Source organism: Amycolatopsis arida, from assembly GCF_900115565.1.
Lineage (GTDB): Bacteria > Actinomycetota > Actinomycetes > Mycobacteriales > Pseudonocardiaceae > Yuhushiella > Yuhushiella arida.
In genome coordinates, this window is sequence record NZ_FOWW01000002.1 from 935039 (window position 1) to 956770 (window position 21732).

The following is a 21732-nucleotide window of genomic DNA, read 5'->3' on the forward strand; positions in this document are numbered from 1 at the left end:
CTACGGTGTTGACAGCCCCTGCGGCTCTGCTGATTCCCGCTCCCGCTCGGCGGCGGCGCCGAGCAGGACCGGAACGTTGTCGATCAGCCGGGTCCCGCCCACCCTGGCGGCGACCAGCAACCGTGCCTCCCCGTCGACGGGCGCGGGACCGAGGTCGGTTCCCCGCAGCTCCAGGTAGTCCAGCTCCACCTCCGGCCGGGCCGCAAGGGTACGCCGCGCCGCGGCGAGCACGTCCTCGGCACCCCGCGGACCTGCGTGCGCGCCGGCGACCAGCGCCGCGGACAGCGCCACCGCCTGCTCGCGCTGCTCCGGCGAGAGGTAGACGTTGCGCGAGGACAGGGCCAGGCCGTCGGGCTCGCGCACGGTCGGCACGCCGATCACCCTGGTGCCGAAGTCCAGGTCGCGCACCATCCGCCGGATCAGCACCAGCTGCTGGTAGTCCTTCTCGCCGAAGAACGCGTAGTGCGGCCGCACGATGTTGAACAGCTTCGCCACCACCGTCAGCACGCCGGCGAAGTGGCCGGGCCGGGCGGCCCCCTCCAGCTCCTCGCCCAGCGGACCGGGGTGCACCGTCACCGCCGCGTCCTCGGCGTAGAGGTCAGCCTCGCCGGGGGTGAACGCCGCCTCCACCCCGACCTCGGACAGGACGTCCAGATCGGCGTCGAGGGTGCGCGGGTAGGCCGCGAAGTCCTCGCCCTCGCCGAACTGCAGCGGATTCACGAAGATCGACGCGACGACGACCGCGTTGGGCAGCCGCTTCGCCCTGCGCAGCAGCTCCCGGTGCCCGGCGTGCAGCGCGCCCATGGTCGGCACCAGCGCGACCGTGCGCGAGGTCGCCCGCAGCGCGTCGGCGACCCGGCCCATGTCCACCGGCGCGCGGTAGACGTTGAGCTGGTTGCGGGTGAACTTCGGTGCGGTCACAGGTGGTTCCGTCCGTCGGCGGGGTTGTCGAGCAGGGCGGTGAGCTCGGCCGCGGCGTCGCCGCCGAGTACACCGGACGCGGTGGCCCTGGCCACGGTGCGCCGGGCCAGCGTGGTGTAGCTGGGCAGCACGTCGGGGGCGCGGTCGGCCAGCACGGCCAGGTGGGCGCGGACGGTACCGGTGTCGCCGCGCGCCACCGGCCCGGTGAGCGCGCGATCGCCGTGCCGCAGCACGTTGTCCAGCGCCGCCGACAGCAGCGGGCCGAGCAGCCGTTCGGCGTCGCCGACGCCGTCGATGTCACAGCCGCGCAGCAGCTCCGCGCAGTCGGCGACCAGGGTGACCAGGTGGTTGGCGCCGTGCGCGAGCGCGGCGTGGTACAGCGGCCGCGCCGCCTCCGGCACCCGCACCGGCTCGGCGCCCATCTCGACGGTGAGCGCCTCACCGACGTTCCAGGCGGCGTCGTCGCCCGCCGCGGCGGTGACACCCACGCAGCAGGTGGCCATCCGCTCGAGGTCCTCGGCCCGGCCGGTGAAGGTCATCACGGGGTGCAGCGCGAGCGGCAGCACACCCAGCTCCGCGGCCGGCCGCAGCACCTCGATGCCGTGCGCGCCGGAGGTGTGCACGACGATCTGGCCCGCGCGCAGGGACGCGGTGGCCACCAGGCCGCGGACGATCCCGGGCAGTGCGTCGTCGGGAACGGCGAGCAGGACGAGGTCGGCGCGACGGGCCACCTCGTCGGCGGGCAGCAGCGGCACGCCGGGCAGCAGCCGCTCGGCCCGGCGGAGCGAGTCCGCCGAGATGCCGGAGGCCGCGACGATGGTGTGTCCCGCCCGGGCCAGTGCCGCCCCGAGCACGCTGCCCACCCGGCCGGCGGACACGACACCGATCGCGAGGCGGGCGGGGCGGGTCACGACGCACCCCTGGAGACGTGTGGTGGACGAGCCCGGTGGGCACGGCCGGCGAGGCCGACCGCCGCAGCGCCACGTCGCAACTGCCTCCGCATGGCAACACCGCTTCCGAGCTCGTTCCAGTCCCGCTCCTCGTCGCGGGTACCAGACGACGGCGCGAGAGTAGCTCGCGCGCACCGGTCCCGCGTCGTTCGGGTGATGAGCTTCACCCGTTACGGGCGGCTCGCCGGCCGGCCTCGGCCTGCCGCACGGCCTCCGCCCTGGTCGCGCGGACCACGGCGAGCAGCTCGTCGTGCCGGCGCCGGTCGCCGTTGTCGGAGTGCCCGAGCCGGAGGTTCCGGCGCAGGAACGCCAGCTCGGTGACGCCGGCCTGGTAGTCCGCCACCGCGCGGGCGGCCCGCCGGCCGGACTCCCGGCGTGCCTGCCGACGCCACCGCCGCCGGCCACGCAGGCTGGCGAGCAGCTCGACCTCCGAGCGGGCGATCCACCGGGCCTCGGCCATCGCCGGCAGCGCCGCCGCCACGATGCGTTGCTCGCGCCGGCGCTGCCAGAGCACCAGCAGCAGCACGCCGACGAACATCGGCACCATGATCAGGAAGTAGACGTCGAGGAAGGTGGTGGCGCCGCCGAGAGTGGCCGCCGCGTTCCACAACGCGTGCAGCAGCACCGCGCCGAGGTAGCCGCCGAGCGGGGCGAGCACCTTCAGCGGGGCGACCTTCGTGCGCGCGCCGACGCCCACCCCGATGCCGGTGAGCACGGTGAACAGCGGGTGGGTGAACGGGGAGAGCACGCCGCGCAGGACGAACGCGGCGAGCACGCCGCCGCTGGTGCCGTCGCCGAAGCCGTTCTCGGCGAAGGCCCGGCCGAAGTAGTAGATGTTCTCGGTGAACGCGAAGCCGGCGGCGCTGAAGCCCGCGTAGACGATGCCGTCCACGAGACCGTCGAACTCGCGAGGGCGCAACCAGAGCAGGGCGACCACCGGGACGGCCTTGACGGCCTCCTCGACCAGCGGCGCCGACACCACGGCGCTGAACGTGTCGCCGTGGCCGATGCCGAGGAGCATGTCGCCGACCGCGGCCGCGGTGTCGTTGACCAGCAGCGCGGTGAGGGTGGCCACGCAGGCACCCCAGACGAAGGCGATCAGCAGGAACCGTGCCGGCTCGGGCTCCCAGCGGTCGATCCAGAGGAAGGCGGGCACGACGATCGCGACCGGCACCACCGCGGCCACGACACCGATGACCACGGCCAGCACGCCGACCCTGACCGTGGCGAGGCCGAACAGCAGCAGCCCACACAGCGCGACCAGCACGAGTCCGAGCACCGGGAGCAGCACGGTGACCCGGCGCGGCGGGTGCCGGCGCAGCCGGGCCGGCTCGGTGTCGGCGTTGGCTCCCCTCACGGCCGGGGACGATATCCGGGACCGCCGACAGCCGAACGATCAGTCCCGTTCGCCCCCGATGCCCGCACCCGGCCCCGCTGCCCCGGGTGTGGGAACGCCATCAAGGCCACCTTCATCGCGCCCAACGCCATCAAGGCCCCCTTGATGGCACCTGTCAGTCCTCGGCGCGACGGCGGCGCCGCGGTGTGGGGGCCGAGCCGTGCGCGGCCAGCAGCTCCCGCACGGACCGTCCCGCGCTGTGCGAGCCGCCCTCGTCGTCGGGGCGAGCGTGCGTCCCCGCGGCGCGGCGACCCCCCGACGGCGGCGGTGCGGCCGGCTCGTCGTCGGGGCGGGCATGGCTGCCGCCACCGAAGGGCTGCCACGGCGTCCCGCCCTCGGCGCCGTCGTCGTCCTCCCGCCGGCGGCGGCGGCCACCACCGTCCGGCTCCGCCGCGGCATGCCGGCTCAGCGGCCCCGGCTCGTCGTCGTCGGCGCGCCGGCGCCGGCCGCCGGGGCGGCTGCGCTGCATCTCCCGCACCGACTCCGGCAGCGTCGGGTTCGGCGCGGGCTCCGGATCCCGGTCGGCGGCGTGCCGGCTCGCACGGTGGTCGGCGTCACCGCTGTGCCGCCCGCCGGAATCCCAGGACGGCGTCCACTCCTCGACACCCCCGACCGGCTCGTCGACCGGCATCGGCGCGCGCCGGACCGGTGGCTCCGGACGGGCGGGCTCCCGAACCTCCGCACGGCCCACCTCCGAGCGGGACGGCTCCGGACGGTCGATCTCGGGCCGGCGAGGCTCGGGCCGGCGGGACTCGGGCCGGCGAGGCTCGGGCCGGCGGGACTCGTGCCGGGCGGCCTCGGGCTCGCGGATCTCGGTCCGCGGCTCGCGGATCTCCGTGCGCGGCTCGCGGACCTCGGCGGGGGGCTGCCGGATCTCGGTGCGCGGCTCGGCCGCGCGGGGGTCGGGCCGGCCGGAACGGGCCAAACCCGGTGCGGGAGCGGGGGGCACGGCCTCCTGCGGCCGGGGTTTCCGCGGGGGCGGCGGCATGCTCGCCGCGGGACGCCCCTTGGCGAGCCGCTCGACGGCCGGCCGGGTCGGCTCCTGCGGTGGCTGGTCGGGCGTGCGCGGACCGGGCTGCGCCGGGTTCGGCGGTAGCCGGTGCGGTGGACCCGACCGGGCCGGGGGCACCTCACCGCGGGGCGCCGGGCCGGGAGATGCGGGATGGTCGCGCCGGGGCGGGGTGGCCGCGGAGGCCCCCTGCCGCGGCTCGGCGGCGCCCTCCTCGGAGCGGTGCTGCCGGCGCATCGCCTCGGCTCTGGCCTCGCTGGCCGCCTTGGCGACCTTCGCGGCGGCGCCCACCCGCTCGTTGACGGTGACCCGCCTGGTCGCCGGGTCCGCGTCCGGGGTCCGCGGAAGGTGCTGCGTCCCGGCACCCGCGGGTGCGTCCCGCGGCGGGCCACCTCGGGCCGCCGCGCTGGTGCCGTTCCGCGCGGGCCCGTCCGCGCCCGCGCCGTTGACGTTCGGCGCTTTCCGTGCGGGCGCACCGTTGTCCCGGTTGGCCGCGCCGTTGGCCCCGCGCTCAGGCGTGCGGCGGAGCACGCCGTAGGAATCCGGCGCGCTGTCCCGAATCCGCTCGATGAGCTCGGTCGGCCGGTCCCCGTTCTCCACCGTGGCCTTCGCGGCCGGCAGCTGGGCCGGTGCCTTCCCGGATCCGCCACCGCCGCCGTTGCTCTCCGCGGTGGCGGTGACCAGCCGGGGCTCCTCGTGCAGCTTGCGCATCCTGGTGGACTGGGCGGTGAGCGCCACCCGCTCGTAGAGCACCTCGCCACCGAACAGCGCCTGCAGGCTCTCCCGCAGCGCGGTGACCTCGGCCCGCAACGCGTCCAGCTCGGCACGGGCCTCGGCCTCGACCCGCTCCCGGGTCTCCGCCTCGACCTCCAGCTCGAACTCCCGGCGCGCGGCGATCTCGCGTTCCAGCTCGAGCTCGTAGACCTCCTGCGCCTGCGCCACCGAGTCCTCGGTGACCAGCGCCTGCCGCCGGTACCTCGCGGCGACGAACGCGCCGATCAACGCGGCCCACAGCGCGGCGATGATCCCCAGCCGCAACCATCTCAGGTCCTCGGTGAGCACCAGCGCGAGCGTGGACCCCACGGCGAGGGCGGCACCCACGACGAGCCACGGCCTGCCCGGGAGGCGGCTGTGGCCCTTCGGCGAGTCGTCACCCACGCCAGTCATGCCCCACACCGTACCTTCTGGTTACCCGACCGAGACCCAGTCGGTACTTCGAGCGGTGGCTTCCCCGCGTTGACCGGTTACTTCCGGTCGGGATCGGGGTCGCGCGGCTCCGGGGTGCGGCAGCAGTGCTCGAGCCAGAGCGCGGCGGCGATCAGCACCGCCGCGCAGCACACGCCGACCACCGCGCTGGGCAGGTCCTCGGCCGCCGCCGTGACCCGCTCGGCCCGTGGCGCGAGGTAGCCGAGCACGCCGAGCCACGCACCCAGCATGAGCGCGCCCAGCAGCGACGACGCCTTGGCCAGCGCGACGCTGCGGGCCACCCCGATCGCCGACACCACCTGCCCGTCCCGGATCCGGTCGCGGATGACGAACGCCAGCACGGTCTCGACGATCGCGAGCACCAGCAGCGTCCCGCCGGCCAGCGTGGGCAGCCGCGGGATCGACGAGTACGCGGCCCGGAACAGCAGGTAGGCCACCGCGAGCCCGACCACACCGGCGACGAGGAGCTCGCGCGGCCGCGTGAAGTGCATGGCGCCACCGTACCGAGCGGGGCGCCGGGATACTGGACCTCCACCTCCGGAAGGGTTGAGATGGCGTCCCTGTTCACCATCGGCGAGCTGGCCCGGCGCACCGGGCTGTCGGTGAAGACCATCCGGTTCTACTCCGACTCGGGGCTGCTGCCGCCCACGGAGCGGACCCGGGCCGGGTACCGGCTGTACGACGCGGCGGCGCTGGCCCGGCTGGAGTACGTGCGCACCCTGCGCGAGCTCGGGCTCGGCCTCGACGACGTCGAGCGCGCGCTGGCGCGGGAGGACGGGGTGGCCCGGCTGGCCGCGCGGCACGTCGAGGCGCTGGACGAGCAGATCCGCCGCCTGCGACTGCGCAGAGCGGTGCTGCGGGCGGTGGCCAAGCGGGGTTCCGGACCGGCGGAGGTCCGGCTGATGAACCAGCTGGCGACGATGCCCGACGAGGAGCGCAAACGTTTGCTCGACGAGTTCTGGGACGAGGTGAGCGCCGGGCTCGACGTCGATGGGGAGTTCTACGCGTGGATGCGCTCGGCCAAGCCCGAGCTGCCGGACGACCCGTCCCCCGAGCAGCTGGAGGCCTGGATCGAGCTCGCCGAGCTGGTGCGCGACCCGGACTTCCGGCGGCTGATCCGGGGGATGAGCGAGACGAACGCGGCCGCCAGGGCCGCCGGCGAGCCGCTGGCCGTTTCGGCCGAGCAACAGGAGCAGTGGTTCGGCTGGCTCGAGCGGGCGCGGGTGGCGGTCGACGCCGGGCTGCCGCCGGACTCGCCGGAGGCGCGGGCGCTGGCCGACGAGATCGCGAGCACCTGGGACGAGGGGATGCCCCGGACGAAGCTGGCCGACCGGGTCACCGCGGGGGCCGACGAGCGCGCCGAGCGGTACTGGCGGTTGCTGGCCGTGATCAACAGCTGGCCGCCGGTCCCCGAACGCCACCACGCGGCCCACTGGATCGCCGACGCCCTCCGCCACTCCACCTGACGTCTTCGCCATCCCCATCCGCGTGTTCGCCGTTCCCGTCGCCGTGTTCGCCGCCCGCGTCGGCGTGTTGGCGTCGCAGGGCGCCAACACACTGTCGCGAAGCGCGAACACGGTGTCACGAAGCGCGAACACGCGGTCATGGGGCGCGGACACGCGGGGGAGGTCACGCGTGGGGTGCGCCACGCCGGTGGCGACACCGCGGCCGGCGCGGGGGACGCTGAAGCCGGAAGGCGCCGCGGGCGAATGGGGCTGCCAATGGGCAAGAAGGGCATCGCGGGCGGGCTGGCCTGGCTCGCGCTCGGCCAGTTCTTCGTGCTGCACCTGGTCGTGCAGTCGGCGTGGCCGCGGCCGTACAGCTGGGTCCGCAACGACATCAGCGACCTCGGCAGCACCGCGTGCGGGGCGGTAGGCGGCCGCCACGTCTGTTCCCCGTGGCACGCGGCGATGAACGTCTCCTTCGTCATCAGCGGGGTGTGCATCGCGGCGGGCGCGGTGCTGCTCGCCGGCACGCTGCGCGCCGGATGGCCGGCCAGGGCCGCCGCGGCGCTGCTCACCGTCGCCGGCGCGGGGGTCGTGCTGGTCGGCCTCAACCCGGGTGACCTGCGGATCGCCCCGCACCTCGCCGGTGCGGTCGCCGCGGCGGCCGGCGGCAACGCGGGCGTCCTGCTGCTCGGGGTCGCGCTGCGCCGCGCCGGCCGGCCGGTCGGGACGGTCGGCGTCGTCGCCGGTGTCCTCGGGTTCGTCGGGATGGCGGTGGCCGCGCTGCAGCTCGCCGGTGTCCTCGGTGGACTGCACGTCTGGAGCGGGGCGACCGAGCGGGTGGCGATGCTGCCGATGCTGGTCGCCATGATCGTCATCGGCGCCGCGGCACTGCGCTCCACGGGGCCGTCCTCCACGGGGCCGTCCTCCATGGGGTCGTCCTCCACGGACTCCGGCGCCCGCCGGCGCACCGGCTGACCCGGTCAGTCCCGCAACGACAGATCGGTGGGCCGCACGTCGGCGCGGTCGGCCGGGGGCAGCGCGGCGAGCAGGTCGGCGGCCCTGCCGTGACCGGGCACCTCGGCGTCCGGATCGATCTCCAGCCATGGGACCAACACGGTGGCCCGGTGCGGCGTGCCCGGATGCGGCAGCAGCAAATCGGGATGGTCCGAGCGCACGCCGTCCACGGTGACCACGTCGACGTCCAGCGTGCGCGGGCCCCACCGCTGCTCCCGCACCCGCCCCGCCGCGCGCTCCAGCGCCTGAGCGGTGCGCAACCAGGCCCAGTGATCCCGCCCGCGATCGTCCACAATGCACACGGCGTTGAGGAAGTCCGGTTGGTCCCGCACGCCCCACGGCTCGGTCTCGTACACACCGGACACCGCGACCAGCACGTCGCGCAGGCCGTCCACCGCCAGCCGCAGGTACGCGTGCCGGTCGCCGAGGTTCGACCCGAGCGAGAGCACCGCGCGGCTCACCGGCCGCTCCGATCCCGACTCCGGGTTCGGTGCACGGTCACCGCGACGTCGGCGAAGTCCAGCGGGATGGGCGCGCGTGGCTTGTGCACGGTGACCTCCACGGCCCGCACCCGCGCGTCCCGGAGCGCGTCGTCGGCGATCCGGCCGGCGACCGTCTCGATGAGGTCGCACGGCTCGCCGCCGACGATCGCCGCCGCGCGCTGCGCCAGCTCGCCGTAGTGCAGCGTCTCGGTGAGGTCGTCGGAGGCGGCCGCGGCGCCCAGGTCCAGCCAGGCGGTGATGTCGACGACGAACTCCTGACCGTCGCGCCGCTCGTGGTCGAACACGCCGTGCCGGCCGAACACGCGCAGCCCGGTGAGGGTGACGCGGTCGCCGGGCGGGGTCATCCCAGCCCTCCGCGCCGCCAGGCCGCGGCCACCGCGACCGCGTCCAGCGAGGCGCCGACCTCGTGGACCCGCACCCCCCATGCGCCGTTGGCGGCGGCCAGCGCGGAGACGGCGGCGGTGGCGTCCTCGCGGCCGGCCGGTGGGCGGGGCTCGCCGGCCGGGTCGGCCAGCAGCCGGCCGAGGAAGCGCTTGCGGGAGGCGCCGACCAGCACCGGGAAGCCGAGCGCCAGCAGGGACTCGAGGCTGTGCAGCAGGGTCCAGTCGTGCTCGGCGTGCTTGGCGAAGCCGAGGCCGGGGTCGAGCACGATGGCGTCATTGGCGACGCCGGCGGTCAGCGCGGCCTCGACCCGGGCGGACAGCTCGGCGCGCACCTCGGCGACCACGTCGGCGTAGCTGGCGAGCGCGTTCATGTCCTTGCTGTGCCCACGCCAGTGCATGAGGATCCAGGGCTGGCCGGAGTCCGCCGCCACCCGTGCCATGTCCGGGTCGGCCAGGCCACCGGAGACGTCGTTGATCACCCGGGCACCGGCCTCCAGTGCGGCGGCGGCCACGGCGGCCCGGGTGGTGTCGACGGAGAGCAGCAGGCCGTCCGCCGCGAGGGCGCGCACCACCGGCAGCACCCTGGCGATCTCGGTGTCGGCTTCCACCCGCGCCGCGCCAGGGCGGGTGGACTCGCCGCCGACGTCGATGATGTCGGCGCCGCGCCGCCACATCTCGTGGGCGTGGGCGAGCGCGTCGTCGAGGTGGAGGTAGCGGCCACCGTCGGAGAAGGAGTCGGGCGTGACGTTGAGGACACCCATCACCACGGGTCGGCCGGGCTCGGGGAGGTCCGGGTGCAGCGGAGAGGCCGAGCGCCGCCGCTGCGGGTGGCGATGGTCGGCCGGCGGGTTGCTCACCGCCGGCCCTTGATCAGGTCGAGCGCCTCCGCCCGTGACGAGGCCGACGTCTGCAGCAGGCCGCGGACCGCGGAGGTGGTGGTACGGGCGCCGGGCTTGCGGATGCCGCGCATCGCCATGCACAGGTGCTCCGCCTCCACGACGACGATCACCCCGCGGGGCCTGAGCTTGCGCATCAACGCGTCGGCGACCTGCGAGGTGAGCCGTTCCTGCACCTGCGGGCGCCTCGCGTAGAGGTCGACCAGCCGGGCCAGCTTGGACAGTCCGGTGACCTTGCCCTCGTCGTTCGGGATGTATCCGATGTGGGCCACGCCGTGGAACGAGAGAAGGTGGTGTTCACAGACCGAGAACATCGGGATGTCGGTGACCAGGACGAGCTCCTCGTGGCACTCGTCGAAGGTCCTGTCCAGCACGGAGTCCGGCTCCTCGTAGAGGCCGGCGAACATCTCGCGGTACGCGCGGGCCACCCGGCCCGGGGTGTCGCGCAGGCCGTCGCGGTCCGGGTCCTCACCGCAGGCCAGCAGCAGCTCCCGCACGGCCTTCTCGGCGCGCGCCTGGTCGAAGATCCGACCCGTGGCGCGCGCCGAGATCATCTCCTCGGAGAGTGCGAAGACGTTCTCCCGAAACTCACTGGCGATGGTGACCGTCCGGATCGTCGGGCGACTGCCGGTGCTGCCCCTCGGGCCGACCCCGCTCTGGCTGCTGCGGGCCGCCACCGGGCTGGTTCGCGTTGGGCACGTTCGAGCGCCACGGCTGCGGCCGGCCGCTCGGCGTGGTCGCCGGCTTCCATCCCGGCGGCGCGCCGTAGTTCGGCGGCCCCGGCCGGCCGGACGGCCCACCCGACTGCGGGTCGTACTGGGGCCCGCCGTGCTGCGACGGCCACCCACCGTTCCCGGTGCCGTTCGGCCGCGCGCCGTTCGGGTAACCACCCGGCGGCGGAGGCGCGTACGGGTTCGGGTTGGGCTGCCCACCCTGCGGCTGGCCGCCGTGCTGTGGCCGCTGCTGCGGCGGCTCGCCGCCGGACGACCGCGGCGGCCCAGCGGGCAGGTCGCCCGCACCGGCCGCGGTACGCACCGGGGTCGGCGCCGGCTCCAGCACCGGCTTCTGCTCCCGCCGCTCCTCCTCCGGCGGCCACGGCTCGCCCCGCTCCATCGCCAGCTCGCGCGGCGTCTTCACCGGCGGCTTGTCCGAGGGCAGCCGCTCACCGAAGTCGTTGAACGTGGTGATCCGTGGCCGCTTCTCCACCGCGGAGAAGATCCGCTCCAGGTCCCTGCGCTGCAGCGTCTCCTTCTCCAGCAGTTCGATCACGAGGTCGTCGAGCACGTCGCGGTAGGTGTTGAGCACCTCCCACGCCTCGGTGTGCGCGGTCTCGATGAGCTTGCGCACCTCCTCGTCGATCTCGTGCGCGACCTCGAGCGAGTAGTCCGGCTGGCGCCCGGCCGAGCGGCCGAGGAACGGGTCGCCGTGCTCCTGGCCGTACTTCACCGCACCGAGCCGTGGGCTCATGCCGTACTCGGTGACCATCGCCTTGGCGATCTTGGTGGCCTGCTCGATGTCGCCGGAGGCTCCGGTGGTCGGCTCGTGGAAGACCAACTCCTCCGCCGTGCGGCCGCCCATCGCGAACACCAGGCGCCCGATCATCTCCGAGCGGGTCATCAGTTCCTTGTCGTCCTCGGGGACGAGCAGGGCGTGCCCCCCGGTGCGCCCACGCGGCAGGATGGTCAGCTTGTAGACCGGCTCGATGTCGGGCATCGCCCACGCGGCGAGGGCGTGCCCGCCCTCGTGGTAGGCGGTGATCTTCTTCTCCTTCTCGGAGATGATCCGGCTCTTGCGCGCGGGCCCACCGACCACGCGGTCGACGGCCTCCTCCAGCGCGTGGTCGTTGATCACGTGCCCGTTCTGCCGGGCGGTGAGCAGTGCCGCCTCGTTGATGACGTTGGCGAGGTCGGCACCGGACATGCCCACGGTGCGCTTGGCGAGGGTGTCGAGGTTGACGTCGGGAGCCAGCGGCTTGCCCTTGGCGTGCACCTCGAGGATGGCCTTGCGGCCGCGCAGGTCGGGCGCGGACACCGGGATCTGCCGGTCGAACCGACCCGGCCGCAGCAGGGCGGGGTCGAGGATGTCCGGCCGGTTGGTCGCGGCGATCAGGATGATGCCGCCGCGCGAGTCGAAGCCGTCCATCTCGACCAGCAGCTGGTTCAGCGTCTGCTCGCGCTCGTCGTGCCCGCCGCCGAGCCCGGCGCCACGCTGCCGGCCGACGGCGTCGATCTCGTCGACGAACACGATGCACGGCGCGTTCTGCTTGGCCTGCTCGAACAGGTCGCGCACGCGGGAGGCGCCGACACCGACGAACATCTCGACGAAGTCCGAGCCGGAGATCGTGTAGAACGGCACCCCCGCCTCGCCGGCGACCGCGCGGGCGAGCAGCGTCTTACCGGTGCCGGGCGGCCCGTAGAGCAGAACGCCCTTCGGGATCTTCGCGCCGAGCGCCTGGTAGCGCGCCGGGTTCTGGAGGAAGTCCTTGATCTCGTGGAGTTCCTCGACGGCCTCGTCGGCTCCGGCGACATCGGTGAAGGTGGTCTTCGGCATGTCCTTGTTCAGCTGCTTGGCCTTGGACTTGCCGAAGTTGAGCACCCGGTTGCCGCCGCCCTGGGCGTTGTTCATCATCCACATCAGCAGCAGCAACAGCAGGCCCAGCGGGATCATGTAGATCAACAGCTGGGTGACGAACGACTGCTGCGTGACCGTGGTGCCGAACTTGAGGTCCTGCTCGCCGGAGCGCGCGTTGAGCAGGGCGCGGTAGATGTCGTCGCCGGCGGCCGCGGGGAACTTGGCGAGAACCTGCTCGGCCTGCTTGCCGTCGTGTTCGATCGGCGTGTTCAGGGTGAGCTTGAGCTGCTGTTCCTTGTCCTCGAGAGTGGCTTCCTTGACGTTGCCACTCCGGATCTGCTCCATCGCCTGCGACGTCGGGATCTCGGTGTAGTTACGATCACCGTCGAAGATCGAGCTGAAGGCGAAGTAGAGCAGCAGAACCGCAACTATCCACAGTAGTGGGTTCTTGAGCAGGCGCTTGCGGTCCATTCGACTCGGCCGTGGTGGCCTCGACCCTCCCTGGCTAGGCGGTAGATGTGACATCCGCCGGCATGTGTTGACAACTGCTGGTGCTCGGGGGCGCACCCGTCCCACCAGGGTACCGTCCAGCCGCGGCGAGCCCCGGTGAGCCTCTGCGGGACAACGGCCGGTACCTCGCCGATGTTCCCACCGGGTGGTCAAAGACTCAATGAGCCTTCGGTCGCGTCCCGCCGGCCGGACCGAACCGGGCGCTCGGCGACGCCACCGCCGCGCGACCCCCGCCGGGGTGTTCGCCCAGCTCAGGGCCGGAGCAGCCGGTCGGCCGGATCAGCGCCGGTCGGACCGCTCGCCGCTGCTCCGGGCCGGTCAGCGCCAGTCGGTGACGGAGGCGACCAGCTCGCCGAGCCGGGTGCGCAACGTCTTGGCGTCGGCGGGCGACACGGTGACCCACTCACGCCCGTCCGGACCGGGCCGGGTGAGGCTGAGGTAGCGGCCGGTGGCGGTGTCGAACCAGGCCAGCACCGGCGAGCGGCGCCTGGCGCCGAGCGAGCTCCGGCTGTTCGCGGCGAGCTGGCCGCCGCGCAGCCGCGGCTGCCCGGCGAGCTGGGCGTACGCCTGCCTCGGGTCGCTCGGCCGGTCGGCCAGGCCGGTCCTCGGTCGCGGCTGCCGGCGGCCGAGCCCGGCCTTACCGCGCTCCTCCTCGTCCGGCTGACCGGCGCCGACGGTCGCCCTGGCCGGCGGCACCCGCAGCGCCTCCTCCAACGGCAGCGTGGCCGACGCCTCGGTGCCGCGGGGGCCGGAGGGCAGCAGGTCGACCACGGTGGAGGCCACCGCCTCGGGGTAGATCGGGCGCAGCCAGATCCCGTCGGCGTCCTGGATCGCCACCACCGCCTTCCTGCCGTCGGAGGCGGCGAGCACCCCGACCGGCGGCGCCTGGAACTCGGGGATGTGCAGCGCGTCGACACTCACCGTCGGCCGGGCGAGCAGCGTCAGCCACTCGTCCACGTACGGCTCGAGCCGGCCCTGCTGGTCCCGAATGCCGCGGGCCCTGAGCTCGGTGTGCACGCGGTTGCGCAGCGCCACCCGCTCGTCCTCGGTGGCACCGTGCGAGCGCACCTTGAGTGGGTACGGAAGCTCCCCGAGCCGCATCGCCTCCCAGAGGAAGTCGAACGCGATCGGGGTGAAGAACTCCTGTCCGGTCACTGTCCTCCCCGTCATCACCGAACCCGCCGCCGGCCACCGCGCCGACCCGAGGCCGCACGCTACCCAGTCCTCGACCGGCCGCGCATCCCCCGCCCGGTGGTCACCCGGTCACCGCGGCGTCGTGATCACAGCGGCGCGGCGATCACAGCGGCGCGGCGGTGGCCCTGGCCGCGGTGGCGAGCATCTCGCCGAGCCGGTGCCGGAGGGTGGGCGCGTCGGCGGGGGCGATGGTGATCCAGTCCCGGCCGTCCCGGCCACGCGTGGCCTGGGTGAAGTAGCGGCCGGCGTCGGTGTCGAACCAGCTCAGCACCGGCGAGCGGCTCCGCCCACCGGTCCGGCCCCTGGCGTTCGCGCCGATCTGGCCGCCGCGCAGCCGGGGCTGGGCGTGCAGCCGGGCCAACGCCTTGCGGTCCTCGTCGGCGCTCGCCCTGCCGTCGGCCGTGCCGCGGCGCTGCAGGAAGTCGGCTCCGGAGCCGGACATCAGCTGCTCCAGCGGCACGGTGATGGACTTCTCGGTGCCCCGGGGCGCCGCCGGCAGCAGCCCGACGATCGCACTGGCCAGCCCGTCGGCCGGGACGTCGCGCAGGTGCAGGCCGCGCCCGTCCTGCACCGCCAGCAGGCCCTGCCCGCCGACCGCCGCGGCCACCGCGAGCAGCGGCTCGGCGTCCGGTGCGGTGATGTGCACGGAGTCCAGGCTCAGGTCGGGCCGGGCGAGCAGGCCCAGCCGGTCCTCGAGGCGCGGCTCGGCCCTGCCGCCCGCGTCGGCGAGGCCGCGGCGGCCCAGCTCCGCCAGCACCTGCCGGCGGAGCTGGGCCCGCTCGTCCATCGTGCGGCCGTGCGAGCGCACCGAGAACGGGTACGGCGGCTCACCGAGGTCGAGCGACTCCCAGAGGAAGTCCAGCTCCAGCGGAGTGAGGAACTCCGCCGCCACCTCAGCGGTCCTCGGCCTCGGTCCACGCGCCGATCACCGGCGGCGGAGTGGCCTCGTTGGCGCCGAACGCGTCGTCGGGGTCGGGTTCGATGAGGAAGGAGGCGTGCGTGTGCTCCTTGTCCTCCTCGGCCTGGCGGGCACCCATGCCGGGGGCCATCGGGGCCGCGCCGGAGGGCGGGACCTGCCCGCCGCCGATGGTGCCGCCGGGCGAGACCACACCCTGGCCCTGCGGGGTGACCGACGCGGCGCTGGCGCCCTGGCCGCTGTTGGCCGAGGCACCGGTCTCCGCGGCCGACTGCTTGGTGCTGCCGCTCCGGTTGCCCTTGGCCAGCGCCTTGGCCCCCGCGGCGCCGAGGCCGGCGCCCAGCGCGGCGCCGCCGATCAGCCCGAGGTTGCTGCCGCCGCCGCTCGGGGCGGGCCCCTGGCCAGGGGCCACCGCGCCGACGCCGACCGAGCTGCCGGCGCCGGGCGCGGCCGGGGTGGGTGCCGCACCGGGGGCGCCCTGGTCACCGGACGCGGCCACGTGCTCGCTCGCCACGGCGCCCAGCTGGCCCCCGACACGGCCGGCGACCCCGTCCACCATGCCGTGCCCGCCGGCCAACCCGAACGCGCCGACCGAGCCGACCGACCCGCCGACCGCGTCGGGGTTGGTCGCCACCGGCTTGAGGCCGAGCGACTCGGGGCCGAAGCTCGGCGTGGTGTTGTCGACCTCGGACATCGCCTTGGTGAAGGCGTTGAAGTACTGGACCTGCTGCGCCTTGACGGCGTTGCACTCGTCGAACTTGGCCTTCATGTCCGGGGTGAGCGCGGCGGGGCCGCCGGCCAGCATCTCGGCCAGCTCCTGACCCGGGTCGAACTCCTTGCCCGCGGGCATCTTCTTCAACTCGGCGGCCGCCGCGGCCTGCTGGCCGAGGCGGTGTCCCATGGTCCGCGCGGCCTCGGCGGCCTGTGAGCCGGAGTTGGCGATCGCCACCAGCGCGCCCTGCGCGGCGCCGGCGCCCTGCCCGACCCAGGCGGCGCCCAGCTCGGAGATCGCCGTGTACAGCTCGTTGGCGACCTGGTCGAGCTCGGAGGCGTGGCCCAGCCACGTCTGGCCGGTGGCCTCGGCGCTGGCCGGCTCGTTGTCGACCGTCGCGCTGAGGTAGAGCTCGTTGCTGTCGTAGGCGGCCCAGTTCGGCGGGCTGCCGATGGCGCGCTCGTCGTCGTACTGGAAGCCGTCGGACCGGCCGCGGGCCTGCTCGACGATGGTCTCGGCGGCCGAGTTGTCGCCGAGCGGAACGGCGGTGCCGCCGGCCGGCGTGCTGGAGTCGTCGGTGTAGTTGGTGTCGACCATGATCTCGGATCCCCCTGGTCTCACACGTGTCGCCGGAACGGCTGGGCGTTGGCGTCGTCGATCTCCTGGTACCGGCTCATCGCCGTGACGATCGCCTGCTCGGCCTGGTCGTACTGGATGTAGAGGTTGCGCAGGGCCTGCGCGTAGGAGTCGTCGTCGCCCCCGGCGGCACGCTTGGCCATCTTGGCCGAGATCGCCTGGCCGACCGGGTTCGCGCCCAGCTTCGGCGCCTCGGCGAGCGCACCGGCGCCCCGCAGCAGACTCTCCACGGCGTCCTTGCCGCCGCGAATCTTCCGCAACACCGTCTGCGCCGCGTCCGGGTCGACCCCGATCTGCCCGCTGACCGCGGCGCTACGGAAGGCTTCCGCGTCCGCGAAGCTCCTGTTGCCCATCTCGACTCTCCCTGTCCCCACCAACGGCGCCGCGCCGGTCACGCGGACGCGGTCTTCGCATAGGCTAACGCAACGAGTGCGCCGGTATGACGCGTTCGGGGGACAAGGGGTTCCGAATCGGCCACGAGTTCACCGCGCGGGTTCACCCGCCGTTTCCCGATCCGTCGTCGGAGCCGACATCAGCCGTCGTCAGCCGTCGTCAGCCGGCGTACACCTTGGGGTCGAGGGTGCCGATGTAGGGCAGGTCGCGGTACCGCTCGGCGTAGTCGAGGCCGTAGCCGACCACGAACTCGTTGGGGATGTCGAACCCGACGTAGGCCACCGGGACGTCCACCTTCACCGCCTCGGGCTTGCGCAGCAGCGAGCACACCCGCAGCGCGGCCGGGTTGCGGCTGGCCAGGTTCTTCAGCAGCCAGGACAGCGTCAGGCCGGAGTCGACGATGTCCTCGACGATCAGCACCCGCCGGCCGGCGATGTCGCGGTCGAGGTCCTTGAGGATCCGCACCACGCCGGACGAGGACGTCGCCGAGCCGTACGAGGAGACCGCCATGAACTCCAGCTGCGCGGGCACCGGCAGCGCCCTGGCGAAGTCGGTCATGAACATCACCGCGCCCTTGAGCACCCCCACCAGCAGCAGGTCGGAGCCGTCCTCCGCCGCGTAGTCCTCCGCGACCTGCCGGGCCAGCTCAGTGACCTTGTCCTTGATCTGCTGCTCGGTGATGAGCACGGAGGCGATCTCGCCTTCGTACACGGTCAGTCCCCTCTGGTGGTGGGTGGCTCGGGTGGAACAACGCAGAGCTTGCCATGCGTCCTGCGCGCCTCGACGTGGCCCGGCAGCCACACGCCGCCCTGGCCGCGCCACTCGCCAACGAGGGCGTCGACGGACCGCAGGTGCGCGTCGGTGAGCTCGCGGACCCCCGCGTCCAGCAGCCACCGGCGCAGCACCCGCCGGCGCAGCGCGGCCGGCGCCGGCTCGAGCACCACCACGTCGAGATCGGCACCAGCGCGGGCCCGGTCGAGCAGGTCGGCGGCCAGCTCGTCGAGCGCGTCGCCGTCCTCGCGCAGCTGCGCGGCGGTGCGGGCCAGCGCCGCGGCCACCCCGCCGGCGAGCACGTCCTCCAGCAGCGGCAGCACCTCGGTGCGCAGCCGCACCCGGGTGAACCGGGGGTCGGCGTTGTGCGGGTCGACCCACGGCCGCACGCCGAGCGCCGCGCACGCCGCCGTCGTGGTGGATCGTGGCACGTCCAGCAGGGGTCGGGCCCACGGCGGGTCCAGCGGGCGCATGCCGGCCAGTGACCGCGGCCCCGAGCCCCGGCCGAGGCCCAGCAGCACGGTCTCCGCCTGGTCGTCGCGGGTGTGCCCGAGCAGCACGAGCGCGTCCGGAGCGGGCAACGCCCCGCGCAGCGCGGCGTAGCGGGCGGCGCGAGCGGCTGCCTCGGGACCGCCCGGCCCGTGCACGCTGACCGGGAGCACCTCCGCGGTGTTCGCGCCGAGCCAGAGGGCGGTGCCGGCGGCGGTGCGGGCCACCTCGGCCGAGCCTGGCTGCAGGCCGTGGTCGACGACCAGTGCCCGGACCCGCAGCCCCGCCCTCCTGGCGGTGAACGCGGCCGCCTCGGTCAACGCCAGCGAGTCGGCGCCACCGGAGACCGCGACGCAGAGCTCACCGCGGCGCAGGTGCCCAGCGTGCTCGGGAACGTCGAGGAAGGCACGCACCGACCGGCGCACCCGCGCGACCGCGGGGTCCGGTCCGGTCACCGGTGCACGCGCCGCACCCAGGCCTGCGGATCGGTGATCTCGGCCCGCGAGGGCAGGGTGTTCGGCGAGGTCCACACGGCGTTGAAGCCGGCCATGCCGACGGTGTCGACGACGTGCCGGGTGAAGGCCGCGCCCTGGGCGTACTGCCGGACCTTGGCGTCCACACCGAGCAGGCCGCGCAGCAGCCGGTCGAGCAGCCCGCCGCCCCTGCGCCGGGCGGTGAACCGGCTGCGGATGGTGGCCACGGACGGCACGACGGCGGGGCCGACGGCGTCCATCACGTAGTCGGCGTGCCCCTCCAGCAGCGTGGACAGCGCGATCAGCCGGTCGAACACCGCGCGCTGCTCGGGGGAGCGCAGCAGCTCGGCCAGCCCCAGCGTGTCGCGGCCGGAGCGGCGGACCTCCCGGAGCGCGTCGGGCAGCCGGCCGAGCAGGTTGCCCAGCCCATCGTCCTCGGCGAGCCCCCCGACCAATCGGGCGACCTCGCCGGCGAAGTAGTCGCGCAGCCAGTCGACCGCGGTGAACTGCAGCCGGTGGGTGCACTCGTGCAGGCAGACCCACATCCGGAAGTCGCGGCCGTCGACCTTCATGGCGCGCTGGGCGGTGACCACGTTCGGCGCGACGAGCACGAGCTGGCCGTTCCGGTCCGGCCCGCCGAACGGGTCGTACTGGCCGAGCACCCTGGCGCCGAGGAAGGCCAGCACCAGCCCGGTCTGCACCCCGGCCCCGCCGGCGAGCAGCGGCGCCAGCGGCCCGCTTGCCCTCGGCAGCGCCCGCCCGGTCAGCTCGTCGAGCCCGGCGGCCGCGGCGCGGATCCAGCCCGGCCGGTCCACCACCTCGGCGGGGCGCAGCGGCAGCCCGGCGCCGAGTCCGGTCAGCGCGCGGACATGGCCCTCCGCCTCGACGGTGAGGTCCCGCAGCTCGACCACGGTCCGCTCGGCCTCGTCCTTCGGCACCACCGGCCCGCCGCGCACGAGCAGCGCGCCGGTCGTCGCCGCCAGGGACCAGTCGACCACGGAAGGACCGGCGGGCCGGTCCGGCCGCCGGCCCTCGGTCTCGGAGTGCACCACGCTCACCCTGCCGACCGTACCCGCAACGGCGCGGTGCCCGCGGTCAGCGACAACCGCACTCCCGCAGCGCCGCCGCCATCGTGTCCAGCGCCGGCTGCGCGACGTCGAGCGAGGAGCCGGCGGACATCAGCGCGAACACCAGCACGCGGCCGTCCCGGTCGAGCACGACGCCGGCGAGGGTGTTCACCCCGGACAGCGTGCCGGTCTTCGCCCGCACCCAGCCCCTTCCGCCGTCGGAAGGGTCGGTGCGGTAGCGGCCGGCGAGGGTGCCGCTGCCGCCGGCGACCGGAAGCCCGCCGACCAGCGGACGCAGCTTCGCCGTCCGCGGGTCGGAGTCGTCCGGTGCGGCGGCCACCGCCAGCAGTTCGCTCAGCAACGTCGCGGACACGCGGTTGTGCACCGACAGCCCGCTGCCGTCGGAGAGCTCGAGCCCGCTGACGTCGAAACCGTTGGCCCCGAGCACCTCGATCGTCGCCTTCGCGCCACCCGCGAAGGAGGGCTCGTTGCCGGTGGCGACGGCGACCTGCCTGGCGATCACGTCGGCGAGGAGGTTGTCGGACATGGTCAACATCTGGTCGACCAGCTCGGTGAGCGGCGCCGAGCGCACCTCGCCGAGCACGGTCGCGCCGGGCGGCGCGGTGGTCGGCTCGCCGGCACGCGCGCCCAGCCGCTCGGCCAACTCCCCGGCGAGCCGCCCCGCCGGGTCGGCCACCCGCATCGACTTGGCGTTGGTCGGGTCGGCGCGGCCGCCGTCGAGCATCGCCGGCCGCACCTCGGCCATGTAGGTGGACGGCACGTCCTCCGGGGCCCACCCGGAGGCCACCTCGGGGCCGGCGAAGGCGGACAGGTCCAGCCGGACGGTGTCGACGTCGGCCCCGGACGCCCTGACCTGCTCGACGAGGTCGTCGAGGTGCGCGGCGCCGGGGTAGGCCCCGGTCCGCCCGCTCGGCAGGGAGGAGAGGGTGACGTCGCCGCCCGCGACCAGCACGACGGTGCCCGGCTGATCCCCGGCGACCACCCTGGTCGGCAGCCGTAGGCCGTGGTCGACGGCGAGCAGCGCGGCCGCCGCGACGAGCACCTTGGTGGTGGAGGCCGGGGTGCGGACCTCGTGGGGCGAGCGTTCCCACAGCACGCTTCCGGTGGCCGGGTCGACCACCCTGCCGGTGAGCGTGCCGAGGGCGGGGGCGCCGGCGAGCGGGTCGAGCACCCCGGCGACGCCGGCCGGGGTGGGCGCGGGCGCGTCCGATCCGGGCCCGTGCAGGACTCGGGTCACCGCGACTGGGGCGGGCGGGTCGGCCTTGGGCGCGTTCGGGGCCCACGGCAGGCCCAGCCGGTTGGACACGTCGGGCAGGGCGAGCACCACCCCGACGGCGACGACGAGCACCAGGGCCAGCGCGCCGACCAACAGGCCGCGCCGCCGGCGTCGTGGCCGCTGCTCGACCCGTTCCTGGACGGCCGGTTCCTGGACGGCCGGTTCCTGGACGCCGGCTCCCTGCCGCGGGTCCGGCTCTCCAGCTGGATCCGCCGCGTGCTGCTGGCCGGTCGGGTCGGGTGCTCCCGAAGCGGAATGCCGGTCCGGGGCGGGGTGCCGATCCGGCGGGAGCCGCGTCTCCGATGCCGCGTCCCACTCCGGCCCACCGGCGGGTGGCGTGGCCACCCCCGGCTCGGGGTAGGCCGTTGCCTCGAGGTCGCCCGCTCCGTGGGCCGCGCCGGCGTGACTCCCTGGGCCGGCGTGACCAGCCGGTCCCGGCGGGGCGGGCGTCGGTCCTGGCCGCGGCGGCTGTGGGGGGTGCTGGTGCGGGGAGGTGGCGGTGGTGGCCGGCGCCGGCCGCAACTCGCCCGTCGGCTCGATGCGCATGGGCGGGGCGTGCGCCACCGCGGGCGGCACCTGGCCCTGCGGTTGCGGGGGCGGCGCCGGCCGGCCCGGTGGCGACGCGGGCGACGGCGCGGCGTGCTCGCCGGGCCGTTGCCGGGAGTCGTGGTCCGGCCGCTCGACCGGCCGGCCGAACCAGTCCCGCGCCCCGAAGGAGGGCCGCTCCGGGCGCTCGGGGAGCGGCACCCGCACGGTCGCCGACTCGTCCGGAGTGGGATGGGCCACCGCCGAGTCGCCGGTCGGGGCGTCGGGCGCGGTGACGTTGGGCACAGGGAGCTCGTCCGTGCTGCCGTCCTCACCGGCACCCGTGGTGCCCTGGGTGTCGCGGTCGTCCGAGGGCCACAGCGGTTCCACGGCGTCACCCGCGTCGTTCCGGTCCGGCACGCACCCCTCCTCGGCTGGCCTGTCCGTGGTGG

The 21732-nt window shown here is 74.9% G+C and carries 20 protein-coding genes; 2 read left to right on the forward strand and 18 right to left on the reverse strand.

The window, feature by feature from the left end; translation table 11 throughout:
• From panC to BM051_RS09225, 5 genes are all read right to left on the reverse strand, one after another.
• A complete protein-coding gene (gene panC / locus BM051_RS09205; protein WP_092529556.1) occupies positions 1–921 on the reverse strand; it encodes a pantoate--beta-alanine ligase in 921 nt (306 codons plus the stop codon).
• Entirely contained in the window at positions 918–1832 is a 915-nt protein-coding gene (locus tag BM051_RS09210; RefSeq protein WP_092529557.1) for a Rossmann-like and DUF2520 domain-containing protein, read from the reverse strand. Before BM051_RS09210 ends, panC begins: the two co-directional genes overlap by 4 nt.
• Positions 1833–2034: 202 nt before the next feature.
• Positions 2035–3162 (reverse strand): PrsW family intramembrane metalloprotease, encoded by a 1128-nt coding sequence (locus BM051_RS09215; protein WP_092529708.1) that lies wholly within the window; start codon positions 3160–3162, stop codon positions 2035–2037.
• 220 nt (positions 3163–3382) lie between these two features.
• Positions 3383–5443 carry a DUF6779 domain-containing protein gene (locus BM051_RS09220; RefSeq protein ID WP_092529558.1) on the reverse strand — a complete coding sequence of 687 codons (2061 nt, stop codon included), beginning with the start codon at positions 5441–5443 and terminating at the stop codon, positions 3383–3385.
• A 77-nt stretch (positions 5444–5520) separates the two neighbouring features.
• Positions 5521–5973, reverse strand: a complete 453-nt coding sequence (locus tag BM051_RS09225) for a DUF3180 domain-containing protein (protein ID WP_092529559.1) — start codon at positions 5971–5973, stop codon at positions 5521–5523.
• A 60-nt stretch (positions 5974–6033) separates the two neighbouring features.
• Here BM051_RS09225 and BM051_RS09230 point away from each other — a divergent pair, with 60 nt between their 5' ends.
• Together BM051_RS09230 and BM051_RS09235 are read left to right on the forward strand one after the other, a co-directional pair.
• Positions 6034–6948 (forward strand): helix-turn-helix domain-containing protein, encoded by a 915-nt coding sequence (locus BM051_RS09230; protein ID WP_092529560.1) that lies wholly within the window; start codon positions 6034–6036, stop codon positions 6946–6948.
• A 243-nt stretch (positions 6949–7191) separates the two neighbouring features.
• Positions 7192–7905, forward strand: a complete 714-nt coding sequence (locus BM051_RS09235; protein ID WP_166677573.1) for a DUF998 domain-containing protein — start codon at positions 7192–7194, stop codon at positions 7903–7905.
• A gap of 5 nt (positions 7906–7910) precedes the next feature.
• Here the strand turns inward: BM051_RS09235 and folK are convergent, their stop codons facing one another.
• From folK to dacB, 13 genes are all read right to left on the reverse strand, one after another.
• Positions 7911–8405, reverse strand: a complete 495-nt coding sequence (gene folK, locus BM051_RS09240; protein ID WP_092529562.1) for a 2-amino-4-hydroxy-6-hydroxymethyldihydropteridine diphosphokinase — start codon at positions 8403–8405, stop codon at positions 7911–7913.
• Positions 8402–8791, reverse strand: coding sequence for a dihydroneopterin aldolase (gene folB / locus BM051_RS09245; protein WP_092529563.1), 390 nt, complete (start codon positions 8789–8791; stop codon positions 8402–8404). The genes folK and folB overlap by 4 nt, the downstream gene beginning before the upstream one ends.
• On the reverse strand, positions 8788–9591 hold the full coding sequence (folP, locus tag BM051_RS09250) for a dihydropteroate synthase (RefSeq protein ID WP_092529709.1): 804 nt from the start codon (positions 9589–9591) through the stop codon (positions 8788–8790). The genes folB and folP overlap by 4 nt, the downstream gene beginning before the upstream one ends.
• A 92-nt stretch (positions 9592–9683) precedes the next feature.
• Positions 9684–10280, reverse strand: coding sequence for a GTP cyclohydrolase I FolE (gene folE, locus BM051_RS09255; protein ID WP_092529710.1), 597 nt, complete (start codon positions 10278–10280; stop codon positions 9684–9686).
• A 34-nt stretch (positions 10281–10314) separates the two neighbouring features.
• The gene (ftsH, locus tag BM051_RS09260; protein WP_092529564.1) at positions 10315–12768 is read right to left on the reverse strand and encodes an ATP-dependent zinc metalloprotease FtsH; all 2454 of its coding nucleotides are present in this window, start codon (positions 12766–12768) and stop codon (positions 10315–10317) included.
• A gap of 357 nt (positions 12769–13125) precedes the next feature.
• Positions 13126–13977 (reverse strand): ESX secretion-associated protein EspG, encoded by an 852-nt coding sequence (locus tag BM051_RS09265; protein ID WP_092529565.1) that lies wholly within the window; start codon positions 13975–13977, stop codon positions 13126–13128.
• Positions 13978–14104: 127 nt separating this feature from the next.
• Positions 14105–14893, reverse strand: a complete 789-nt coding sequence (locus BM051_RS09270) for an ESX secretion-associated protein EspG (RefSeq protein WP_092529566.1) — start codon at positions 14891–14893, stop codon at positions 14105–14107.
• Position 14894: 1 nt separating this feature from the next.
• The gene (locus BM051_RS09275; RefSeq protein WP_092529567.1) at positions 14895–16226 is read right to left on the reverse strand and encodes a hypothetical protein; all 1332 of its coding nucleotides are present in this window, start codon (positions 16224–16226) and stop codon (positions 14895–14897) included.
• A 20-nt stretch (positions 16227–16246) separates the two neighbouring features.
• Positions 16247–16618, reverse strand: coding sequence for a hypothetical protein (locus BM051_RS09280; protein WP_092529568.1), 372 nt, complete (start codon positions 16616–16618; stop codon positions 16247–16249).
• Positions 16619–16817: 199 nt separating this feature from the next.
• Positions 16818–17369, reverse strand: a complete 552-nt coding sequence (gene hpt / locus BM051_RS09285) for a hypoxanthine phosphoribosyltransferase (protein WP_092529569.1) — start codon at positions 17367–17369, stop codon at positions 16818–16820.
• Between the two features lie 2 nt (positions 17370–17371).
• Positions 17372–18373, reverse strand: coding sequence for a tRNA lysidine(34) synthetase TilS (gene tilS, locus BM051_RS09290; RefSeq protein ID WP_092529570.1), 1002 nt, complete (start codon positions 18371–18373; stop codon positions 17372–17374).
• On the reverse strand, positions 18370–19389 hold the full coding sequence (locus tag BM051_RS09295) for a zinc-dependent metalloprotease (protein ID WP_092529711.1): 1020 nt from the start codon (positions 19387–19389) through the stop codon (positions 18370–18372). The genes tilS and BM051_RS09295 overlap by 4 nt, the downstream gene beginning before the upstream one ends.
• 97 nt (positions 19390–19486) lie before the next feature.
• Positions 19487–21700 (reverse strand): D-alanyl-D-alanine carboxypeptidase/D-alanyl-D-alanine endopeptidase, encoded by a 2214-nt coding sequence (dacB, locus tag BM051_RS09300; protein ID WP_243859244.1) that lies wholly within the window; start codon positions 21698–21700, stop codon positions 19487–19489.
• Positions 21701–21732: the final 32 nt, after the last annotated feature.

Coding starts and splice junctions, on each gene's coding strand:
- ftsH (WP_092529564.1), bottom strand. CDS start 12,768: ATGGACCGCAAGCGCCTGCTCAAGAACCCACTACTGTGGATAGTTGCG.
- BM051_RS09275 (WP_092529567.1), bottom strand. CDS start 16,226: ATGGTCGACACCAACTACACCGACGACTCCAGCACGCCGGCCGGCGGC.
- folP (WP_092529709.1), bottom strand. CDS start 9,591: ATGGGTGTCCTCAACGTCACGCCCGACTCCTTCTCCGACGGTGGCCGC.
- BM051_RS09235 (WP_166677573.1), top strand. CDS start 7,192: ATGGGGCTGCCAATGGGCAAGAAGGGCATCGCGGGCGGGCTGGCCTGG.
- BM051_RS09220 (WP_092529558.1), bottom strand. CDS start 5,443: ATGACTGGCGTGGGTGACGACTCGCCGAAGGGCCACAGCCGCCTCCCG.
- BM051_RS09230 (WP_092529560.1), top strand. CDS start 6,034: ATGGCGTCCCTGTTCACCATCGGCGAGCTGGCCCGGCGCACCGGGCTG.
- BM051_RS09280 (WP_092529568.1), bottom strand. CDS start 16,618: ATGGGCAACAGGAGCTTCGCGGACGCGGAAGCCTTCCGTAGCGCCGCG.
- BM051_RS09225 (WP_092529559.1), bottom strand. CDS start 5,973: ATGCACTTCACGCGGCCGCGCGAGCTCCTCGTCGCCGGTGTGGTCGGG.
- folE (WP_092529710.1), bottom strand. CDS start 10,280: ATGATCTCGGCGCGCGCCACGGGTCGGATCTTCGACCAGGCGCGCGCC.
- BM051_RS09265 (WP_092529565.1), bottom strand. CDS start 13,977: ATGACGGGGAGGACAGTGACCGGACAGGAGTTCTTCACCCCGATCGCG.
- folB (WP_092529563.1), bottom strand. CDS start 8,791: ATGACCCCGCCCGGCGACCGCGTCACCCTCACCGGGCTGCGCGTGTTC.